The sequence below is a fragment of the Pseudomonas tehranensis genome (genome assembly GCF_014268615.1).
GTDB lineage: Bacteria > Pseudomonadota > Gammaproteobacteria > Pseudomonadales > Pseudomonadaceae > Aquipseudomonas > Aquipseudomonas tehranensis.
Map to the genome: position 1 here is coordinate 39,797 of NZ_JABWQV010000008.1, position 20,657 is coordinate 60,453.

The window sequence follows — 20,657 nt, forward strand, 5'->3', positions numbered from 1 at the left end:
CCTGACAACCAGGCCTAAGCCAACAACCGCGCCCAGTCCACGGCCGTGGCGGTGCCCAGCGCAAAGCCGGTACCGGTCAAGGCCAGGTTGGGGTTACGGGCCGGGTCGTGTTCGAAGCGCGCCTGCCATTTGTCCTGCAGGGCGCCGGCAGCCTGTGGCGCTTCGACGAATGTGCCGGGGTGCAGCATCTGGGCCTGAGGGGTCCAGACGGTGAGATAACCCGCATCGGCCGCTTTCAGGCACAGATCGACGTCGGCAAACGCGTCAGCGAAGTGCTCCTCGTCCAGGCCGTCCACGGCTTCGAACAGCTCCTTGCGAATCATCAGGCAAACGCCCGACACCGCCGAGTAGCTCTGCTCCACCTGATGGCCGTTGAGGTAGCCCTTGGCGTCCTTGCGTTCGCCTACAAACACCGAGCCCACCTGGCCGTCGGGTTTAAGCACCAGACCGGCCTGGGTGGTGACACCGCGGATGTCCATCTGTTTGCTGCCGACGATTCCCACTTCAGGCCGCTGGGCCTGGTTGAGCAGACTGTCTAGCCAGTTGGCATTGACCACTTGCACCTGGGCCGACAGCAGCACCAGATAGTCACCTTTGGCCTGGCCGCTGGCCCAGTTGTACAACGCCGACGTGCTCAGGCGTCGATCGCTGCGCAGAATACGAACCCGGTCGCCCTTGCCTTCCAGGCTGTCCAGCCACTGGACCAGCGCCTCGGATTGGCTGTGGTTGTCAGCGATCAGTATTTCATGACGCTGATAACGAGTACGTTGCAGCACGCTGACCAACGCCTGTTGGACGTGTTCGAAGTTGTCGCGGCTCTCGAGGATGATCGACACCAGCGGCCGCTCGGCGTGCTGGTAATCGATCTGGTAGGTCAGCGGCTGGGCCGAAGTGACTTGGGCGCGATAGCCGCGGGCAGCCAAGTGACGGGTCAGCACCTGACGCTCTTGAAGGTTTTCTTCCTGCGCCGGGGCGTTGCAGATCAACAACGGTTCGGCCAGATGCGCCAGGCCGCTGAGCCCTTCGTCCTCGATCAGGCGCAGCAGCAGGTCCAGTTCCAGCGCCTGGGTGTATTGCGCGGTAAAGCCTCCGGCCTGGGTCAGCACCTCACGGCGAATCAGCCAATGCCGCGCCATCAACGAAGGCACCGATTGCAACAGATCAAGGTTGACCCCCGGACGGAATACGTCGGTGAGGCTGCCATCGGTCTTGCGCTGGATTTCATCCATGGCTACCGCACGCACGCCCTCGGCACCGATCAGTTCAAGGCTGGCGCGCAGCAGGCCGCTTTGGGTGAACTGGTCACCGGCTTCGGCCAGCAACAGCCAGTTGGCGGTGGATTGCCCGACGATCTGATTGATGCGCTCGACGTAATTAGTGGTGCTGACTTTGACGAAGTGCACGGTGTCACGCACGGTGGTGGTCGCCGGCAAATCACCGGTGGTAAACACCATCACGTTGAACGCTTTGCTATGGCCATTGACCAGGCTGTCGAAGGTGGCCTGCAACTTGAACATGTCAGCGTCCAGGTCCAGCAGCAGGATGCCGAAGCGCGGTCCGCCCTGATGTTCGGCCAGATGGGCGGCGATGGATTTGAGCTGTTGTGCATCGGGGTTTCGCGCGTCAAGCCAGCTCAACAAGCGGCCGGAGTGCATGTTCTCCAGTAACCGACGATCCTGCTGCCCCGGCACCGAGTCCAGGCGCTGCGCCCAGGCCTGCAGTTTGAGGCACTCTTCGTGCTCCTCGGTGCCCTTAAGCGACTCCGCCAGGTGCCTGACCACCGAGCGGTTGAACACATTAAGAGCCAAGGCCTCCCACAGACGGGCGCGGATAGTGCGCTCATTATCGTTGGGATGGATACACATCAACTCTCTCTGGCGCAACAGGATACCTTCCAGCTCCTGGAGTTGCAGGCGGCCAGCCGGCATCGCATGAATGAGAAATTCGAACTCGGTCAACAAGTCGAACATCCGCTGGTTATAAAACGGCATCTCGACGAACTGCCGCGGACCAAACGAACGAATCGGTTCGCCCCCGACCTCGGTCCAGGCCGAACGAACGATTTGCATCGCGTTGAGCGAACGCCCGTGGAGCAGGCAATCAGCCATGGCTGCAAAACTGTCCAGGGCAATCTGCTTGACCCGTTCCGGCGCCTGTTCACTCAACTGCGTAGGAATGGAGGCCAGAAACTCGGCGAACTGCTCACGCTCAACGACGCTTTTTGGATCATTGTAGGTGAGCACAGTTAACACGTTGGTGCTGTGTTCAGAACCGCCATAGGCGATTTCCCGAACGGCGAACGGAATTGGCAGAATCCGTGCCTTGGCGCAACTCAGCAGATAAAAGGTATGACCAATTTCCTGCCACTCGAAACTGGTACCTGGCGGCAACAGGCTATACCACTGTTGCAGCAGGTCCGTACGGGTTACCGCATAAAATGGCGGCAGGAACTGCCCCATGAAGGGTATGACTCGCTCTTCAGCCAATTCGCTGCTGTAGTCCTCCTGCACCCTGCAATCGCGGCGGTAGTAATTCACCTCGGCCGCGCGAGCCAGGTACATCATTCCGTAGCCATGGCACAGGCCATAGTCAGGGTTGGCTTCGAGGAACTCCACCGATTCGGTCAAGGCATCGTGCAGCAGGAAATCGTCATCGGCGGCGAACACCATGTAGGGCGTCGTGACCTGATTGACACCGTACACCAGCTTGTCTTGCAGCCCCTTGTAAGTGAACTGAGGCAAGTGCCGGTAATCGACCGAGGGAAAGTCCCGGGCAATTTGCTCATCGCGCTCGACCGATGAATCAAGCACCAGCACCGAACACGGATAGCCGCTGTAGTAATGCAATGTCCGGCGCAGGAACGCACTGCGGTTGTGGGAGATCACCACCACTGTGAACCGCTCGTTCAGCGGTGCCACGTTGCTTTGAGCATTGTTTCGAACCTGCATATTTCCTGTCCCCACAACCTGCCAGACGCCAATGATTTGATACGGATGAATTAACGAACCCGGCGCAGATAGCCATCCGGTGCAACGGTGATCAGCAGCTTGTTCTGCAACTGCCGGTCAATTTCGAAATCGCCATTTTCCTCGAGGTATTTCCACACCGCGGTTTTCGGGTTGTCGCCCGGGCCCCATGGGCGATCCGGGAAAAAGTCCGCCGGCATGTCCTCGACCACGGTGTCCATCACCACGCAATAGCTGCCCACCGAAACCAGTGGCGCGTAGAGACGTAGTTCTTCGAGCACATGGTCGTGGGTGTGGTTGGAATCGAGCACCAGGATGACTTTCTTGCCTTTGGCCGCTGCATGGACTTGCTCGGCAATGGCCGGATCAATGCTCGAACCCTCGATCATCGAGATGCGTTTGCTCATCGGGTGGCTTTCAATGGCTTCACGGTTATGCGGGCGGATATCCAGGTCGATGCCCAGCACTTCACCGTGGCCTTGCAGTTCCAGCAACGAGGCGTAATAGATGATCGAACCGCCGTGGGCGATGCCGCACTCGATGATCAGGTCGGGCTTGATCTGCCAGATCAATTCCTGCATGGCCATCATGTCCTGCGGCAGTTGGATGATGGGGCGGCCCATCCAGGAAAAATGGTAGCTGTACTTGTGACGGGCCGATTCGTTGAAAAACTCCTTGGCCAGCGCAACGACTTTCTCGTCTTGGCCTTGAGCTGAAATCTCAGCCTGGCATTGGGCTTCGAAAGTTTTATGAAGAGTATTGTCGGTCATGTTCGAATCTCGCGGTTATTGGAACGAAGCGCTGTCAACGGCGTGATAGACGTATCGCCCACCGGTCATCCGCTTGATCTCTTCGAAGTAATTGGAATTCATCACAAACAGATTGGCGCCTTCGGGCAAGGTGTCCATCGCCTCCTGGGGGGAGGACACTCGCACACCACTCAGAGGCAAGTAGCGCCCCTGCTTGGTGGGATTGATATCCACCACGCGATCCACGGCCACGCCTGCACGTTGCAGCGCTAATGAATAGATCACGCCTTTGGAGGAAGCGCCCCAGATCGCCGAACCTTGCTCAGGCGCGCCCCGGATGATCTGCACGGCACGGTCGAGGCTGGCGGTAAAGTTTTCCGGCAGCATCAGCGACTGTGGTGCCTCGGCGGGCGTGCTGCGCAAAGTGGAAAGATCCGCAACGATGTAAAGGTATTGGCCGCCGAACAAATGCCCCGCCTCGTGCACCGTCCCGAACATTGCGCGCAAATCGGCTAGGCGGAAGTAATTCACGTGCTCGTAGAACACATCGAACCAGGCTCTGTGCTCGACAATCCAGTCGAAACACGGCACTTCGATATAAATCTGTCCGCCCTGGTTGGCAGCAGCGATTTCCGCCAGAAAACCAACCGGATTGCTGATGTGCTCCAGCACATGGCGCAACACAATGGCATCAGCCGCCATCCCCAACTCCCGACTGAAGGGAGCCTTGATCACATCAGGGTTGTCACCTTCATAGGAAGGATCGATCCCGGTGATGGCGTAGCCCATGCCTCGCAGCATCTCGAGGAAATAACCTTTGCCGCAGCCGACTTCAATCAGGCTTTTGTCTTTGAAATGTTGCGCCAGGATCGCTTCGACGTCATTCAGGTGCTGTTGAAACTGCACTGAGTGGGCCTGCTCGTTTTGATAGTCGACGTCATAACTGAGTTTGCTCGCGTCGAATGCCTGATTGAAGATCAGACCGCTCTGGCTGTCCTGCACCAGCACGATATCCGCGCTGGCCGACGCCTGAGCCTGTTCGGCAGTGGCAAATGTGCGGTTCTGCAGAATCGGCAGTCCGCTCGCCCGATACAGTTCATGCTGCATGTTCTTCTCTCCTGAGCTGCGAAATCCGCTGAGCATCACCCCAAAACGCCATGGGCTCATGCCCCGAGTACCCGTAGTGCCCCAGGTTCAAGGCGATGGCCGACTGGCGCTCACGCACTCGCTGTTCAACCAGAGCCCGCACCGACACCGGATGACCACTGCAACAGTTGATCACCCCATCGACATCGCGCCGCGCAATCAGCGAGGCCAATTGAGAAGCGGCTTGTCCGATTTCCAGGTAATCGCGCAACTGGTCGCCCGCAGACATGTTGAACTGCGCATCACCTTCGTCGATCGCCCGATCGAGACTGGCCAGCAGACTGTTAGGGTTCTGCCCCGCGCCGTGCAAATAAAACAGGCGTGCCCACTGCAACGTAAAGGCGCGTTCTCGCTGCAAGGCTTCAAGGAACCGATGCAAAGTATGTTTCGCCAGGCCATACGGCGTGCAAGGCTGTGCGATCACCGTCTCGCTCAATGGGCCACTTTGCAGCCCGTATTCGAAACAGGTACCGGTGACCAGAACATGGCTAACACCGGCCTCGATCACGCGTTTGAGAAACGCGTAGTCCAAAGGCAAGGTTCGCTCGAAATGGAACAGCGCCTGATAGTTCGGCAGGCCTGGCCAAGCCAGATGCGCGATGGCCTCGACCCCGTCAGTCAGAGCGGCCACGTCCAGGTCTGGTGCGTGGATGTCTGCCGTGCAGAACTCCACATCATCAAACCATGGCATAGCACGCGCGATTTCGACGTTTCGGCCAGAAGCTCGAACCTTGAAGCCTTTGGCGAGTAATGCACTGACCAGATGCCGACCGACAAAACCGGTAGCTCCCGTAACCAGTACGGTCGAGGAATGCCCCATTACAGCTCAACTCCACTGAAGTCTTTGTCCAGCAACGGATGACTCGCGTCTTTGGCCGACAGGTTTTTAACCGGCAACGGCCAGGGGATAGACAGTGCAGGGTCAATCACCGAAAGGCCGGCTTCATGATCCGGAGCGTAGTCAGCATCGGTCAGGTACAGCACTTCAGCGTCATCGGTCAGGGCTTGGAAACCATGAGCGAAACCGGCAGGAATCAGCAAACTGCGGCCGTCATCGGCTCGCAGCTCCTCGGCATGCCACTGCAGGTAGGTTGGGGATTGCGGCCGCAAATCGACCACCACGTCCCATACCGCGCCCCGGACGCAAGTAATCAGCTTGGACTCTGCGTATCCGGCCTTTTGGTAGTGCAGGCCGCGTACGCTACCTTTTTCGACCGTGCGGGAATGATTGATCTGGCGAATAGCGAACGGTCGCCCCTGAAGCGTGAGGCGGGACTGACAGAACAATCGGGCAAAACGCCCCCGATCATCGCAGAAGACTTTTTGCCGGATCAGATACAAGCCTTCCGGCGCTAACGCCTGAAGGGTGAAATCAGTCATAACCGCCCCCTGTAGAGATTCAATTGATTCAGCGTGATCGCACGCATGTCATCGCCGTTCTGCCACGCCAAATGCCAATCGAGGGTCTGGGCAAGACACTGCTGCAACGACCAACGCGGCTGCCAACCCAACAACTGCCGGGCGCGGCTGCTGTCCAGGCGCAACAGGCCGGCTTCATGCAAATCGCTCGGTTCGATCCGCAGGCCCGGCGCCAGCGGCCAGCGTTCGGCGAGCAACTGGACGACTTCGCCGACGCTGCACATATCAGCCTCGCCGGGGCCGAAGTTCCAGGCACCGGCGAACTCCGGGCCTTGCTCAAAGAGCCGCGCGGCCAATTGCAGGTAACCGGCCAGCGGTTCCAGGGCGTGCTGCCAGGGGCGTACGGCCTGGGGATAACGCAGCGTCACCGGTTCGTCCGCCGACCAAGCCTTGAGCACGTCCGGGATCAGCCGTTCAGGGGCGAAGTCACCGCCGCCCAGCACGTTTCCGGCCCGGGCCGTGGCCAGGGCCAGGCCGTGTTCGGCGTAACGATCGGCGGAGAAAAACGAGGCGGCATAAGATTGCGCCAGCAACTCGCAGCAGGCCTTGCTGCTGCTGTAAGGATCATGGCCGCCCAGGGCTTCGTTTTCGCGGTAGGGCCACAGCCATTCCTGATTAGCATAGACCTTGTCGGTAGTGACCAGGACACAGGCTCGCACGCCGCCGATCTGACGGAGCGCTTCGAGCAGGTTCAGGGTGCCCATGACGTTACTGGAATAAGTGCCCAGCGGATCGCGATAACCTTCACGCACCAACGGTTGGGCCGCCAGGTGCAGGACGATCTGCGGCTGCACGTCGGCGAGCACTTCCAGCAAGGCGCCGAGGTCGCGCAAATCTCCGCGCCGATCATCAATACCCTCGCCCACCCGTGCCAGCTCGAACAGGTTGGGCTCAGTGACAGGATCCAGGGAAAAACCGCTGACCCGGGCGCCCAGACTTTGCAGCCACAGCACCAGCCAACTGCCCTTGAAACCGGTGTGGCCGGTGACCAGCACCCGCTTGCCGCGCCAGAACTCCGGGCTCAACCCCATTGTTTCCATGGGGCCTCCCCGCTTTGCCACAGCGCCTCAAGATGATTTTTATCCCGCAGGGTGTCCATCGGGTGCCAGAAACCGTCGTGCTGGAACGCCTGCAGTTGCTGTTCCGTTGCCAACGCCGCCAGCGGTTCGGCCTCCCAGGAAGTCTGGTCGTCAGCGATATAAGGCAGGACCTTGGGCGAGAGCACAAAGAAACCGCCGTTGATCCAGCCACCGTCACCCCGAGGTTTTTCGGTAAAGCCCAGGACCGTATCGCCATTGCGCTCCAGCGCGCCGTAGCGTCCCGGCGGCTGGACTGCGGTGACCGTGGCGAGCTTGCCGTGCGCCAGGTGAAAATCCACCAGCGCACCGATATTGAGGTCCGAGACGCCGTCACCGTAGGTAAAGCAAAACGCCTCTTCGTTTTCCAGATAACGGGCCGCGCGACGCAGCCGCCCGCCGGTCATGGTCTCTTCGCCTGTGTCGATCAGGGTCACGCGCCACGGCTCGCTGTAGTTCTGGTGAACGTCCATACGGTTGTTGCACATGTCAAAGGTGACATCGGAGGTGTGGAGGAAGTAGTTGGCGAAGAAATCCTTGATGGCGTAGCCCTTGTAGCCCAGGCAAATGACGAAGTCGTGGATTCCATGAGCGGAATACTGCTTCATGATGTGCCAAAGAATTGGCTTGCCGCCGATTTCGATCATCGGTTTTGGCTTGAGGTGCGACTCCTCGCTGATCCGCGTGCCGAGACCACCTGCCAAGATAACTGCCTTCATCGTCTCCCCTCTTGTCCATCACCGGGCTCGGCCAAGCGTTGTTTCGCTTTGCGGGCGCGGGGATTACACCTTCGATGCCGATCCGGGCGCTGCGGTATGCCGCAAGCGCTCGTTTTATGGCGATATGAGGGGGGCTTGCAGGAAACGCGCCAGCTCGCTGGAGGGGATTTGAATCAAAACAGGGTTGAATACTGATCTTTGTGGCGAGGGAATTTTATCCCCTCGCCACAGGCCTTCCGGCCCAAACAGCTCATGCTCAGTCCGGCAACCAGCCCCACAACCAATGCTGCAAGTTGTCACCACTGAGCATGAAATCACGAAGCACTGCTTCGCGCAGTTCATCGCCCATGCGGTAGCTGGCGTCAGGGTCGGCCAGGTGCATGCGGATTGCCGCGATCCACTCCTCGGTGCTGTTGCTGCGTACTTTGGTACACGGCAGGAAGCCGTCGTAGGCCTTGGTATCGGTGCAGATCACCGGGTAGCCGCAGGCACCATATTCCAGCAAGCGCAGGTTGCTCTTGCAGTCGTTGAAGATGTGGAACTCCAGCGGCGCCAGTGCCAGGTCGAGGTTCAGGCTGGCCAGTTTGAACGGATAGCTCTGGAAACTGATACTGGGATGAAACTCATGGATATACGGCCGCAACGCGTCAGGGCACATGCCAAAGAACACCCATTCGACATCATTGGCCAATTCCCGAACGACGTCCGCAATGATTTCCAGATCGCCGGTATGACTGGTCCCGCCGCCCCAACCGACTCTCGGCTTGCGAGACGTCCCGCGACGGCTGGTCAGCGTCGCCCAAGGGTTTGGCGGCAACATGTTCGGCACTATGCGGATATCGCTGTGCATGCTGGACAAAGCATCGGCCAGCGCCTGGGTCGTGACGACCACGCGGTCGCACAACGCAATCCCCTCACGTAACATTTGCTCGGTGTTGACCGGTTTATTGCGAGCGTGGGTGTTTTTCTTCGGAGCACTCACGACATAGTCGTCCAACTCGAAAACCCGCAAGGCGCCGGAGTATTTCTTCATCCGCAAGATATCGTCGGTCGATCCTTCGCTATAGCGGCACTGCAAGATTATGGTGTCTGGGGACAGCCGTTCGATATCCACCATTGAAGGCGACTCGTATGCCACACGGGCAATCACTCGCCCGGCGGATTCGAGTTCGGACAGTGGAGAGGTGACACGATAGCTTCCAACAGCGGTGGTATTGACCGGCAAGCCGAGCACCAGTGGCAAGGCGCGGCTGCAGAAAGGGTTCCAGTTGTTACGCAGCGAGGGCTCCAGGCTAAAGCTCGACGCTCCCAGACTCAAAGAGGGGTTGTAAGCCGGATCCCGAGCAACCTGTGGCAACCACTTGCGATAAAAAACCTCTGTCTCACGCTCCAATACTGGAGAGGCTTCTGGCTGAAGCGAGCGTACAGTTTTCCCCGTATGCATGACACTGGCGTAAGGCGTCCAAACCACCAGATACCCCTCTTTGCCCGCACGCAGACAAAAGTCGACGTCGCTAAGGCCGCGGGTAAAAGTTGTCTCATCGAAGTATCCGAGGTCATCGAATACCTGCTTGCGGACCATCAGACAATCGCGGCTCACCGAACTCCAGTTCTGGGTAACGTGCAAGCGCTGCATATAACCGCGGGTATCAGCCGGCTCGCCATAAAACGGCGATCCAACCGGTCCCGCCAATCCAAGAATCTGCCCGCCCCCGACAATTGCGCCCTGCGGGCTGAGTATTCTCGCCCCCACAACGGCAACTTCCGGCCGCCGGGCGTGGTTGAGCAACTCATCCAGCCAGTCACTTTCACAAATGACCGTGTGCGGACTGAGAAACAACAAGTATTCACCCCGGGACTGACTCACGGCAAAGTTATGCACCGCCGCATCGCTGTCATCACCGACGTAACGCAAGACTCTCAACATGCTCGCGCCCAACTGCGCCATGTTCGCCAGCCAGTCGAGCATGGCGGGCTCTTGTGTACCACTATCGACAATCAAGATTTCGTACTGCGAATAGGCAGTAAGCTCGATCAGACTTTCAGTGCAACGCTGTAAGGCATGCAGCGAGTCGCCAGTGCGCACAATGATCGACACCAACGGACGCACATTCTGCCGGTAGTCGATGCGATTGATCAGTGGCAATCCATCCTGGCGAATTTCATGGGGCATGCCAATGCGGTCAAGATGCGCCCCCACCATTGCAGCATTACCCTCGATAACCTCGGGCCACGATAGCCATTGAGCGAAGGTCAGCGTCGATTCAACCTGAATCTCGGCGATGTGCCCGATGGCCTGAGGTCCGGTCTCCTCCACAAAGCGCCAGAGCAAATCCTGGGGCGCCAGCTCACCACGAGCGGGGTCAAAACCGCCCAGGGTCATAAAACGCTCACGCTCGAAGGCAAGGGTCCGGCCAACGTAGGGATAGGCACGCATCAGATCAACGTTGAAATCGGGTTTGAACACCGGCTCTACGGACTCCCCGTCCACCAGTGCGCCCTCGTCACTGTAAGCGCAGAGAATGCCGGGCGAACCCGCCACCCGCTCGGCCAGGATCAACAGCGCAGAATCGCGCAAGGTGTCGCCAGCTCGCAACAGATAGAACCAGTGCGCGCCTTCCAACTGAGGAACGATGGCATTGAGCTGAACCGCCCAGTTCGGCTGGTGCGGCAACTGCATCACACGTTCATCAGCCTCGCAATGGGCATCGGATAACACCAAAACCGCTTGAGCCGGGTACAACTGGTCAGCAATGCTGCGCAGCGTTGTGTCCAGCGCCGCACTGCTGCCGACACTGTCGATGACCACGGGAACGATTTTTGGCCTCACCGGCCAGCTGTCGATGCGCTGGGGCATGACCCGTTGTTCAGCGTCGCTGAACCGACGGATCGCCAGCCACTCGCGGTAAAACTCAGCGTAACTCTCGCTCTGCGCCCCCACCCGGCCATTGACCACTGTGCTGCGATTGCCCAGCACACGTGTTATGCACAGCTCCCGCCATGCATGGGGCTGGTCAGTAATGTCGATCAAGTCGATATAACGCACCCACCCCGAGGCCGGTGCCGATTCACCGTTGCGCACCGCCAACATCTGCGTCAGCCAGTCCCACTCTACCTTGGCGGCCTTGAGCATCTCAGGGGTCTTACTCAAACGCTCGGGGTACAGGCGCTCGATACTCAACACGGTACCGAGCGCTACCAGATTGCCGCGACGCATCAGGCAGACAAACAGGGCGAAGTCGAGGGTGGCAATGAACCCGGCACCGTCCTGAACCAGCGTGGGCAGCAGCTCAAGTACATCGGCCCGGCGCATCAGGGCGGAACTGAAATTACCGACGAAATTGGTCGGCGTTTTCTCGAAAATGGCGAGCATATCGTCGCCCTTGAGCAAAGCGTCATTCGGCGCGAACCGGCAATTGTCGATACGCGGAGGCAGAATGAAATTCCCCGCATCACACAACAACCGAAGCGCAAATACCACACTGGCATCGGCATGATCGATCAACACCTGAGCCTGCTTGGCAATGCTCGGCGCAAACAGCCGATCATCGTCGCACAGCACTTTGATGAACTCGCCCCTGGCCTCTTCGACACAACGCAACAGGTTGCCCTGAAGCCCCAGTCGCTGCGGGTTTCGCAGATAGCGGATCGGATGGGACGGTTCAGTGAAGGAATCGACTATCCGGCGAATTTCATCGCCAGGCGAATCGTCGCAAACAACGATTTCGATCTGCTCGTAAGTCTGGGCCAGGGCACTGAGCAGTGCCTGATCGAAGAACCGGGGGTTGTACGCAGGAATGACAATACTGACGAGGGGCAATGGTTTCACGGCGAAAACTCTCGAGCGGCGGGCCCCGGCCTTTTCAGGTCGGAGCCCCGGAACCGCTTAAAAAAGACGGTTGGCGGCTCGGTCGATACCGGCTCAGATCTTGTTGAACAGGCCCAGTTGGGTGATCTTGCTGAAAGCCAGTTGCGAAGCCTGCAACATGGTCTGCTGCAAGGTCAGGCGAGTCATCACTTCGGCCGCATCGGAATCACGAATCGACGATTGGGTCTGGGTATTGGCCAACAACAGGCTCTGGTTCGTGTCGCTTTGGGTTTCCAGAGCCTGACCACGCCCACCTACCGAACTCAAGGCGCTGGACAACTGATCGGTGCCGCTGGCCAGGTTGCCGATACCAGAAGCCAGCGAAGCCTGCAGCTTTTGAAGCGCAATCGGATCGTTGTTGGTCGGCGTGTCCAACGCGGTTTTCAGCTGGTTCACGGTGTCCAGAATGTTCTGGGTCTCGTGGGTATTGACCGCGATGCTGAACTGATCGTCTGCACCGGGCGTACCGTTCAGGGTGAAGCTCACGCCCGAGGCAGTGGCCACGTTGCCGGCCAGGGTGCCGCTGGACACCGGCTGGCTGTTGGCGGTCAACGGCGCGGCGTACAGGTCGAAATCGGTGGCGCTGGTGAACTTCAATACGGCCGAACCGGTAGGGAAACTGGCGTGATACGCCACCGGGTCGGTGATCTCGCTGCCCGTGACCTGGACGGCGGTCGGATTGCCCGGGCTGCGGGTCGCGGCAAAGGTGTCCGGCTTGGCGGCCAGGGTGAAGGTATGGCCCGGCAACACGGTATTGGCATCATCACCGGTTTGCAGATTGATGTTCAGGGTCAGTTCCAGACCACGGAACTGCACCGCCTGACCGCTTTTGCTGGTGGGATCAAAAGCGCCGCCCTGGCTGGCTTCGGCGGTGACGTCGTTGCCGCCGGAGTCGGTGATTCTCAACTGCGTGCCGCTGGTGAACTCAACGGTATACGGTTCGCCGCTGCGAAATTTGCTGTTGTAGCTGACACTGGACGACACCTGACCGTTGGACAGCACGACACGACCATCGTCCACCGCCGGCGCGGTCATGGTGACCTGGCTGCGGCTGGTGTTGACGGCCTGCTGGAACACTTCCCAGCCGGTGCTGTTGGTGGCCATCGACATGGTGTCGCCGACCGGCAGATCAAGGGTCACCTGATCACCGTTATAGCTGTAGGTGCCGTCGTTGTTGCGGGTGAACGGAATGGTATCGCCCTTGGAACCGGCGAAAATGTACTTACCGTTTTCGTCCTTGCTGTTCATCAGGCTGAGCAACTGCTCTTCGATCTGCGCCAGCTCAGAAGCATTGGCCTGGCGGTCGGCGTCGGTGTAGCCAGCGTTGCCGGCACCGACGGCCAATTCCTTGGCGCGCTGCAGCACGTTGCCAATGCTGGTCATCACCGCTTCAGTGGTGCCAAGGGTGGCCTTGATGGTGTTGGCGTTGGTTTCGTACTGGGCCAGCATCGAGGCCTGCGTCCCCAATTGCAGCAGACGCGAAGCCCCTACCGGGTCATCGGCGGCGGTATTGATGCGCACCAGGCTACTGGCCTCTTCGCTGGTCTTGACCACATTGGCGAAGTTTTTCTGATAGTTCGCAGCCGTGGATTCGTAAAACTGGGCGGTAGAAATTCGCATGGGCTACGACTCCTTAAAGACTGTTGATCAATGTGCTGAAGATTTCCTGCGCAGCCTTGATGATCTGCGAAGACGCGGTGTAGTACTGCTGATACTTGACCAGGTTGCCGGTTTCCTCGTCCAGGTCCACGCCCGACAGCGAGTCGCGAGCGCCTTTGGCGTTATCCAGGATCGCACCGGTCGCGGCGCTGTCGAGCTTGCCTTGAGCGGCCTTGGAGCCGACCCCTTCCACCAGCTTGCCGTAGGCATCGCCCAGGGAAATACCCTTGCTGGCAGAACCGGTGTCCACGGTCTTGGCGGTCTGCAACCCAGCCAGGACAGTGCCGTTACGGTTGTCCAGGCTGCCGGCCTGGCTGACGCTCACATCGATCGCGGCACCGTTGGACGGCGCGCCCGCAATCGACATGTCGAAGGTGACGGTACGCTGCACCGGCGGTGCGGAAGAATCCATGATCGGGTTGCCACTGGCATCCTTGAGCGGAACGCTCAGGTTCAAGGTATTGCTCTGGCCGGGCTTGATCGTGCCATTGCTGATCTCGACGCCCGTGGCATCGAGCAACTGATAAGCCTGGCTGGTGCCGTCGGCGGACGTCGCACCGAAGACCACCTTGACTGGCATCGAGGTCTTGATGCCGTTCTGGATGATGGTGGTGGTGGCTTCGTCATAGATATCCAGCTGCGACGTCATGGCCGGCTGGCCGCTGGCCGGAATGGTCAGCGTACCGCTGCCGCCCGGCACGATGGCGGCGCCCAGCGGGGCGGCAATCGCCAGCCGCTTGGAGTCGGTCATCTCGGTCTTGATACTGGTCGCTGCGTTGCGGGTCGGGGTGATCTTGAACGAATCACCAGCGGCAGCGGTGCCATTGGCGAAGGTCATCGAGAAACCGTCGATCACCGGCGGCGGCGTCGTTGCGGTATTGAACGAACCCATTGAAGTGCCGTCGGGCAGGCGCTGGACCGTGTAGTTGGTACCGCTGGTGAACGTCACCTTGTAATCATTGGTGGTCAGCGCGCCGGTGTCTTCGATGGACACGTTGAAGTTGCCGGAACCGGCGCTGTTGTCCAGCGCGGCAATGCTGCGCTGGCTCATCTGCGCGGCACTGTTGATGTTGGTGAACAGGTTGGAACCGAAGGCGCCGTTCTTGTCGATGCCGGAGGCCTGGATCGCGTTCATCTGGTCGGCGACCACCAGGGCCACGCGGCCCAGTTCATTCATGGCCGGGTCGAGCACGGTGCTGCGATAGCGCATCAGGCCGCCGATCTCGCCACCCGTGAGTACCTGGGTGAGGTCCATGACACTGGAGCCGCTATTGAGCTGGATCCCCAAGCGCCCCGGATCGTTCTTGTCCGGCACGGTTTGCAGGGTATTGACGGTATTGCCCATCACCAGCGGCTGGCCGGAACCCAGGTAGATGTCCAGGCTGCTGCCGTTCTCCACGACCTGAGTACCGGTGAACGCCGAGAGCTGGAGGATGGTCTGGTTGCGGGCATCGAGCAGATCGTTGGGAGCCCCGCCGGAGTTGGAGACTTCGGCGATCTTCTTGTTCAACTGAGCAACGGTGGTGGCCAGTTTGTTGACCTGATCGACCATGCTCGACAGGTTACCGTTGATGTTCTGGTTCTGCTCCGTCAACTGGCTGGCGACCGAATTGAAACGGTTGCTCAGGGCCTGGGCATCGCTGAGCAACAACTGACGGGACGCATCGTCACCCGGCTTGGCGTTGACGTTCTGCACCGACGCGAAAAACTTGGTCAGGGCGCCGTTAAGACCGGTGCCACTGTCCGAGAGCAGGGAGTCGAGCGGGGTGATCTGCCCTTGATAGGCCGCCGCATCGCTGTTGAGCGAGGTCGTGGTCTTCAACTGCGCTTCAAGGTAGGAATTATAGACCCGGCGCACATCGGCCAGGGTGGTGCCGGAGCCGATGAAAACGTTGCCGTATTGATTGGATGCCTTGGTGGTCTGCACGGTCTGTTGACGCGAATAACCGGCGGTATCAACGTTGGCAATGTTGTTACCCGTGGTCACCAATGAGGTCTGACTTGCGGACAGACCCGACATCCCGATGTTGAGCAAACTCATGGTTCAGACCTTATAAAGTCGTAGTGGCGCCAGCCGAAGCGTAGTTTTGGTAACTGGTCATCTGCCGGGCTATATTCGAAATCTTGCTGGCGTAGTTCGGGTCGGTGGCGTAACCGGCCTTCTGCAACTCACGCACAAACTGTTCCGGGTTATCGGCCGACTTCAGCACATCTTGATAGCGACTGTTGCTTTGCAGCAGATTGACCAGGTCATGGAAGCTGTCGCGATACGAGGCGTAGGAACGGAACTGGGCCGTCTCCTTGACCATCTCGCCATTGCGGAATTCGCTGGTGATCGCCCGCGCCGAATCGCCCGTCCAGTTCTTGCTGGCCTTGATACCGAACAGGTTGTGACTGCTGCTGCCATCGGGCTGACGCATGACCGATTTGCCCCAGCCGGTTTCCAGGGCCGCCTGGGCCACCAGATAACGCGGGTCCACGCCGATACGGTCTGCGGCTTCCTTGGCCATTGGCAGCATGGCATCGACAAACTCGTCAGCGTCGCGGAAGGCCTTGCGGGCTGGAGCCAGGGGTGGCTGCGCCACGGCGCGCCCGTACACCTGCATGGATCCACTCGGTTCTGCTGCCTTGAGCGCGGCCAGCCAGTCGCCATTAGCCAGTTCGCCGGTGGCAGGCTTGACGGCGGTGATGGCACGATCCGGGAACATGTTCTGCGCCTTGACGTCAGGCGCTGCGGCAGCCGAAGGCACCAGCCCGGCAAGCAGACGGTCGGCCAGTTTCGGCGGCAAAGCCAGGCGGCGCTGGTTGAGCAATTCCATGTCGTTGCGATGAACGCCCTCGCCCGCCCCTTGCGGCGCACTCACGGCCCGCGAAGCCCACAGGGGCCGCTGGCCGTTGGAGCGCGACAATGGCCCGTCGGGTAATGTGCCGGCGGCAATGGGCGTCGGCACCGAGGCCTTGACGGCCTCGTCCAAAGCTTGCTCCTGCTTGCCCGCCGAAAGCGTTGCCGCCTCGCCTGACGCCAGGGGTTTGTTCTTGGACATCTGGCGCAGCAGCACGTCGGCCAAGCCGATACCACCACCCTCGCGAGACATGGAAACGGCCAACTGCTGGTCGTACATTTCCTGGTACTGCTTGGCTTCAGCGGTATTGAGCGGGTTGTCCTTGCCCATCGACTCGGTGGCCGCGCGCATGGACTTGAGCATTTCACCGATGAACAACGACTCGAATTCCTGCGCCACTTTGCGCAGGTTGCCGTCACTGTTCTTGTCGCCGACCTTGAGCTGGTTCAGGCGATTGAGGTCCGAGTAGGAACCCGAATCCCCGCTGATCAAAGCGCCCTTGCGCATATCCATGGCTCGTTCCTTAAATCACGATCAGGTCGGCTTGCAACGCGCCGGCCTGCTTCAAGGCTTCGAGAATCGCCATCAAGTCGCCCGGCGCCGCGCCGACCTGGTTCACCGCCCGGACAATTTCATCCAGGGTAGTGCCCGGGCCGAACTTGAACATCGGCTTGGCTTCCTGCTCGGCATTGACCCGCGAACGGGGCACCACGGCGGTCTGGCCATTGGACAATGGTCCAGGCTGGCTGACGATCGGGTCTTCGGTAATGGTTACGGTCAGGCTGCCGTGGGTCACCGCAGCGGGTGAAACCTTGACGTTCTGGCCGATCACAATGGTGCCGGTGCGCGAGTTGATGATGACTTTCGCCACCGCCTGGCCCGGATCGACTTCAAGGTTTTCCAGGATCGACAAATAGTCGACCCGCTGACTCGGATCCAGCGGTGCAGTGACGCGCACCGAACCACCATCGATGGCCTGGGCCACGCCTGGGCCAAGCATGTCGTTGATCTTGTCGACGATGCGCTTGGCGGTAGTGAAGTCGTAACGGTTGAGGTTCAGGGTCAGGCTGTTGCCCTGGTTGAAACCGCTCGGCACCGCACGTTCCACCGACGCGCCACCAGGGATACGGCCAGCCGACGGAACGTTGACGGTGATCTTCGAACCGTCGCGCCCCTCGGCGTCAAAGCCGCCCACCACCAGGTTGCCCTGGGCGACGGCGTAGACGTTGCCGTCGATACCCTTGAGCGGCGTCAGCAGCAAGGTGCCGCCGCGCAGACTCTTGGAGTTACCGATGGACGAAACAGTGATATCCACCTGTTGCCCTGGCTTGGCGAACGCCGGCAGGTCGGCACTGACCGACACCGCCGCGACGTTTTTCAACTGCACGTTGCCCGACCCCGCCGGCACCTTGATACCGAACTGCGACAACATGTTGTTGAAGGTCTGCAGGGTGAACGGGGTCTGAGTGGTCTGGTCACCCGTGCCGTTCAGACCCACGACCAAGCCATAGCCGATCAACTGGTTGGAACGCACGCCGGAAATGCTGGCGATGTCCTTCAGACGCTCGGCCTGAGCGGTGAAGGCCGCCGTCATCAGCAACGCGCCCATCAACAGCTGCTTGAGATTCAACCGCTTGAGATTCAACTGGGCCACCTAGAAAGGGAACTTCGGGCTGAGGAAGAAACGGTCGAACCAGCCTGGCTGACTCGCATCGGCAAAGGCGCCAGTGCCCGAGTAGGTGATGCGCGCATCGGCCACACGAGTCGACGGAACAGTGTTGTCGGTGGAGATGTCATCAGCGCGGACCATACCGGCAATGCGCACCAGTTCGTCCCCGGTGTTGAGGGTCAGCCACTTCTCACCCCGCACGGCGATGATGCCGTTGGGCAACACATCGGCGACGGTCACGGTGATCGAACCGGTCAGGCTGTTGCTCTGCCCGGACTGGCTGTCGCCGCTGCTCGAGCGGTCGGAACCGTAGCCGGCATTGAGACTCAGGTCACCGCCACCGATGGGATTGTTGGTGGTCAGGCTGGAGCCGAACAACGACGTCAGGCCGACGCTGGTCTCGCTGCTCTTGTCGATCTGCGAGTTGGCGTTCTTGCTGGCCTGGGTGCGCTCGTTCAGGGTGATGGTGATGATGTCACCGACCCGGAAAGCCTTGCGGTCGCTGTACAGGTTCTGCTCAAAACCGGCCTGGTAGATCGAACCATTGTTGGCGGCGGCCGGCAACGGCGTGCGCGGCAACACCGGAGCGTAGTACGGGTCATTGGGCTTGGGCGGTGGTGCGACACAGCCCGCGAGCGCGGTAATCCCACTCAGTGCCAGAACAGATACGAAGCGATTCATGACCCTACCTCTTGGTGTTGCAGGCGGCCTCAGGCCGCCCTATAGACGTGATTACAGATTCTGCGTAACGAACGAGAGCATCTGGTCGGCGGTGGAGATCACCTTGGAGTTCATCTCGTAGGCGCGCTGGGTGGTGATCATGTTGACCATTTCCTCCACAGTGCTCACGTTGGACGTTTCCAGGGTGTTCTGCAGCGTGGTACCGAAGCCGTTCAGGCCTGGCGTGCCGACTTGTGGCGCGCCGCTGGCCGCGGTTTCCAGGAACAGGTTGTTACCCACCGCTTGCAGGCCGGCCGGGTTGATGAAGTCGGCCGTCTGCAGGTTGCCGATCACCTGGGAGGCAGGGTTGCCCGCTACAGTGATGGACACGGTGCCGTCGCGGCCCACGGTGAAGGTCTGGGCATCGTTGGGAATGACGATGGCCGGCTCCAGGGCGAAACCGCTGGCATTGACGATCTGGCCGTTGGAGTCGAGGTGGAACGTACCGTCACGGGTGTAGGACGTGGTGCCATCGGGCTGCAGAATCTGGAAGAAACCGCGTCCGTCGATCGCCATGTCCAGCGGCTGCTCGGTGGTTTGCAGGCTGCCGGCGTTGAAGTTTTTCTGGGTGCCGACGATGCGCACACCGGTACCCACTTGCAGGCCCGACGGCAGTTCGCTGTCCTGGGTCGATTGGGCGCCTGGCTGGCGTTTGACCTGGTACAGCAGGTCCTGGAACTCGGCGCGATCACGCTTGAAACCCGTGGTCGACACGTTCGCCAGGTTGTTGGAAATAGTAGAAAGGTTGGTGTCCTGGGCGGACAGACCTGTTTTGGCAACCCAAAGAGCCGGAAGCATTCGATTCTCCTCGTACGCCTGTTTTTCGGCGCGACGCTGTAATTAATGATTAGATCTGCAAGACCCGAGCCATGGCTTCGTCGCCTTCTTTGGCGGTGTTCATCATCTTGACGTGAAGCTCGAACTGCTTGGCCAAGGCCAGCACCGACGTCATCTCGTCCACGGCATTGACGTTGCTCGCTTCCTGGAAACCCGACACCAACTGCACGTTGGCATCAATGACAGCCGGCTGGCCGTCCTTGGTACGGATGGTGCCGTCCAGGCCCTTGGTCATGTTGCGAAGATCCGGGTTGACCAGCTTGATGCGGTCGACTTCAGCCATCACGCGCGGACCTTCGCCCATGGCGCGGATGCTGATAGTGCCGTCCTGGCCGATTTCGATTTTCTGCTCTGGCGGCACGGCGATCGGACCACCGTTGCCCATTACCGGCATACCGTTGCCGGCCCGCAGCACGCCCAGGGCGTCAACGTTGAGGCTGCCGGTGCGCACGTAGCTTTCACCGCCTTCAGGGTTCTGCACAGCCATCCAGCCCGGCCCGCTGACTGCCACGTCGAGGTCGCGGCCGGTTTCCACCAGCGCGCCAGGGGTGAAGTCGGTGGCTGGACGCTCGGACATGGCAAATGCCCGCGCCGGAAAGCTGTCGCCAAACACCGGCATCGAACGAGCCTGCTCCAGGTCCTTCTGAAAACCGTTGGTGGAGATGTTCGCCAGGTTGTTGGCATGGGCCCGCTGCGCCAGTGCGTTCTGGCTGGCGCCGGTCATTGCCACATAAAGGTACTTGTCCACTGTCGTTCCTCTGCATGCCGGACGTTTGCCGTCCACTGCTGTACTGCTGAGCACTAAGCAATTTGCAGACCAACTTTTTTCTGGCGCCGTCGAGCCCTTAAAACAAAGGGTTTAAGGGTTCTGGAGGGAATTGGGAGAAGGCACTGAAGACGGAAAACCGGCGATGTCATGCCGTTTGGCGGCAACTCGTGCTAAGACCACTGACTCTTGTAGGAGCTGCCGCAGGCTGCGATCTTTT

General features: G+C 59.9%; 15 protein-coding genes. All 15 read right to left on the bottom strand.

Going from position 1 to position 20,657, the window contains the following annotated elements:
• Positions 1-14 precede the first annotated feature (14 nt).
• The 15 genes from HU811_RS03805 to HU811_RS03875 all read right to left on the bottom strand — a co-directional run bounded on the left by HU811_RS03805 (position 15) and on the right by HU811_RS03875 (position 20,419).
• Positions 15-2,948: a TIGR00180 family glycosyltransferase gene (locus HU811_RS03805; protein WP_186654054.1), complete on the bottom strand. Its 2,934-nt coding sequence runs from the start codon at positions 2,946-2,948 to the stop codon at positions 15-17.
• Between the two features lie 50 nt (positions 2,949-2,998).
• Positions 2,999-3,736, bottom strand: coding sequence for a cephalosporin hydroxylase family protein (locus HU811_RS03810; protein ID WP_186654056.1), 738 nt, complete (start codon positions 3,734-3,736; stop codon positions 2,999-3,001).
• A gap of 15 nt (positions 3,737-3,751) precedes the next feature.
• On the bottom strand, positions 3,752-4,822 hold the full coding sequence (locus tag HU811_RS03815; protein ID WP_186654059.1) for a class I SAM-dependent methyltransferase: 1,071 nt from the start codon (positions 4,820-4,822) through the stop codon (positions 3,752-3,754).
• Complete coding sequence (locus HU811_RS03820; protein WP_186654062.1) at positions 4,812-5,681, bottom strand: NAD-dependent epimerase/dehydratase family protein; 870 nt, start codon at positions 5,679-5,681, stop codon at positions 4,812-4,814. Before HU811_RS03820 ends, HU811_RS03815 begins: the two co-directional genes overlap by 11 nt.
• Complete coding sequence (gene rfbC, locus HU811_RS03825) at positions 5,681-6,241, bottom strand: dTDP-4-dehydrorhamnose 3,5-epimerase (protein WP_186654065.1); 561 nt, start codon at positions 6,239-6,241, stop codon at positions 5,681-5,683. Before rfbC ends, HU811_RS03820 begins: the two co-directional genes overlap by 1 nt.
• On the bottom strand, positions 6,238-7,320 hold the full coding sequence (rfbG, locus tag HU811_RS03830; RefSeq protein ID WP_186654067.1) for a CDP-glucose 4,6-dehydratase: 1,083 nt from the start codon (positions 7,318-7,320) through the stop codon (positions 6,238-6,240). Before rfbG ends, rfbC begins: the two co-directional genes overlap by 4 nt.
• Positions 7,302-8,075: a glucose-1-phosphate cytidylyltransferase gene (gene rfbF, locus HU811_RS03835; RefSeq protein ID WP_186654069.1), complete on the bottom strand. Its 774-nt coding sequence runs from the start codon at positions 8,073-8,075 to the stop codon at positions 7,302-7,304. Before rfbF ends, rfbG begins: the two co-directional genes overlap by 19 nt.
• A gap of 256 nt (positions 8,076-8,331) precedes the next feature.
• Entirely contained in the window at positions 8,332-11,904 is a 3,573-nt protein-coding gene (locus HU811_RS03840) for a glycosyltransferase (RefSeq protein WP_186654071.1), read from the bottom strand.
• 93 nt (positions 11,905-11,997) lie between these two features.
• The gene (locus HU811_RS03845; RefSeq protein WP_186654073.1) at positions 11,998-13,563 is read right to left on the bottom strand and encodes a flagellar hook-associated protein 3; all 1,566 of its coding nucleotides are present in this window, start codon (positions 13,561-13,563) and stop codon (positions 11,998-12,000) included.
• A 13-nt stretch (positions 13,564-13,576) separates the two neighbouring features.
• Positions 13,577-15,643 carry a flagellar hook-associated protein FlgK gene (gene flgK / locus HU811_RS03850; protein WP_186654075.1) on the bottom strand — a complete coding sequence of 689 codons (2,067 nt, stop codon included), beginning with the start codon at positions 15,641-15,643 and terminating at the stop codon, positions 13,577-13,579.
• Positions 15,644-15,653: 10 nt separating this feature from the next.
• Positions 15,654-16,958 (bottom strand): flagellar assembly peptidoglycan hydrolase FlgJ, encoded by a 1,305-nt coding sequence (gene flgJ / locus HU811_RS03855; protein WP_186654077.1) that lies wholly within the window; start codon positions 16,956-16,958, stop codon positions 15,654-15,656.
• A 10-nt stretch (positions 16,959-16,968) separates the two neighbouring features.
• Positions 16,969-18,054 (bottom strand): flagellar basal body P-ring protein FlgI, encoded by a 1,086-nt coding sequence (locus HU811_RS03860; RefSeq protein ID WP_177193342.1) that lies wholly within the window; start codon positions 18,052-18,054, stop codon positions 16,969-16,971.
• A 45-nt stretch (positions 18,055-18,099) separates the two neighbouring features.
• On the bottom strand, positions 18,100-18,795 hold the full coding sequence (flgH, locus tag HU811_RS03865; RefSeq protein ID WP_186654079.1) for a flagellar basal body L-ring protein FlgH: 696 nt from the start codon (positions 18,793-18,795) through the stop codon (positions 18,100-18,102).
• Between the two features lie 51 nt (positions 18,796-18,846).
• Positions 18,847-19,632: a flagellar basal-body rod protein FlgG gene (flgG, locus tag HU811_RS03870; RefSeq protein WP_024617478.1), complete on the bottom strand. Its 786-nt coding sequence runs from the start codon at positions 19,630-19,632 to the stop codon at positions 18,847-18,849.
• Between the two features lie 49 nt (positions 19,633-19,681).
• Positions 19,682-20,419: a flagellar basal body rod protein FlgF gene (locus HU811_RS03875; protein ID WP_047226216.1), complete on the bottom strand. Its 738-nt coding sequence runs from the start codon at positions 20,417-20,419 to the stop codon at positions 19,682-19,684.
• Positions 20,420-20,657 lie beyond the last annotated feature (238 nt).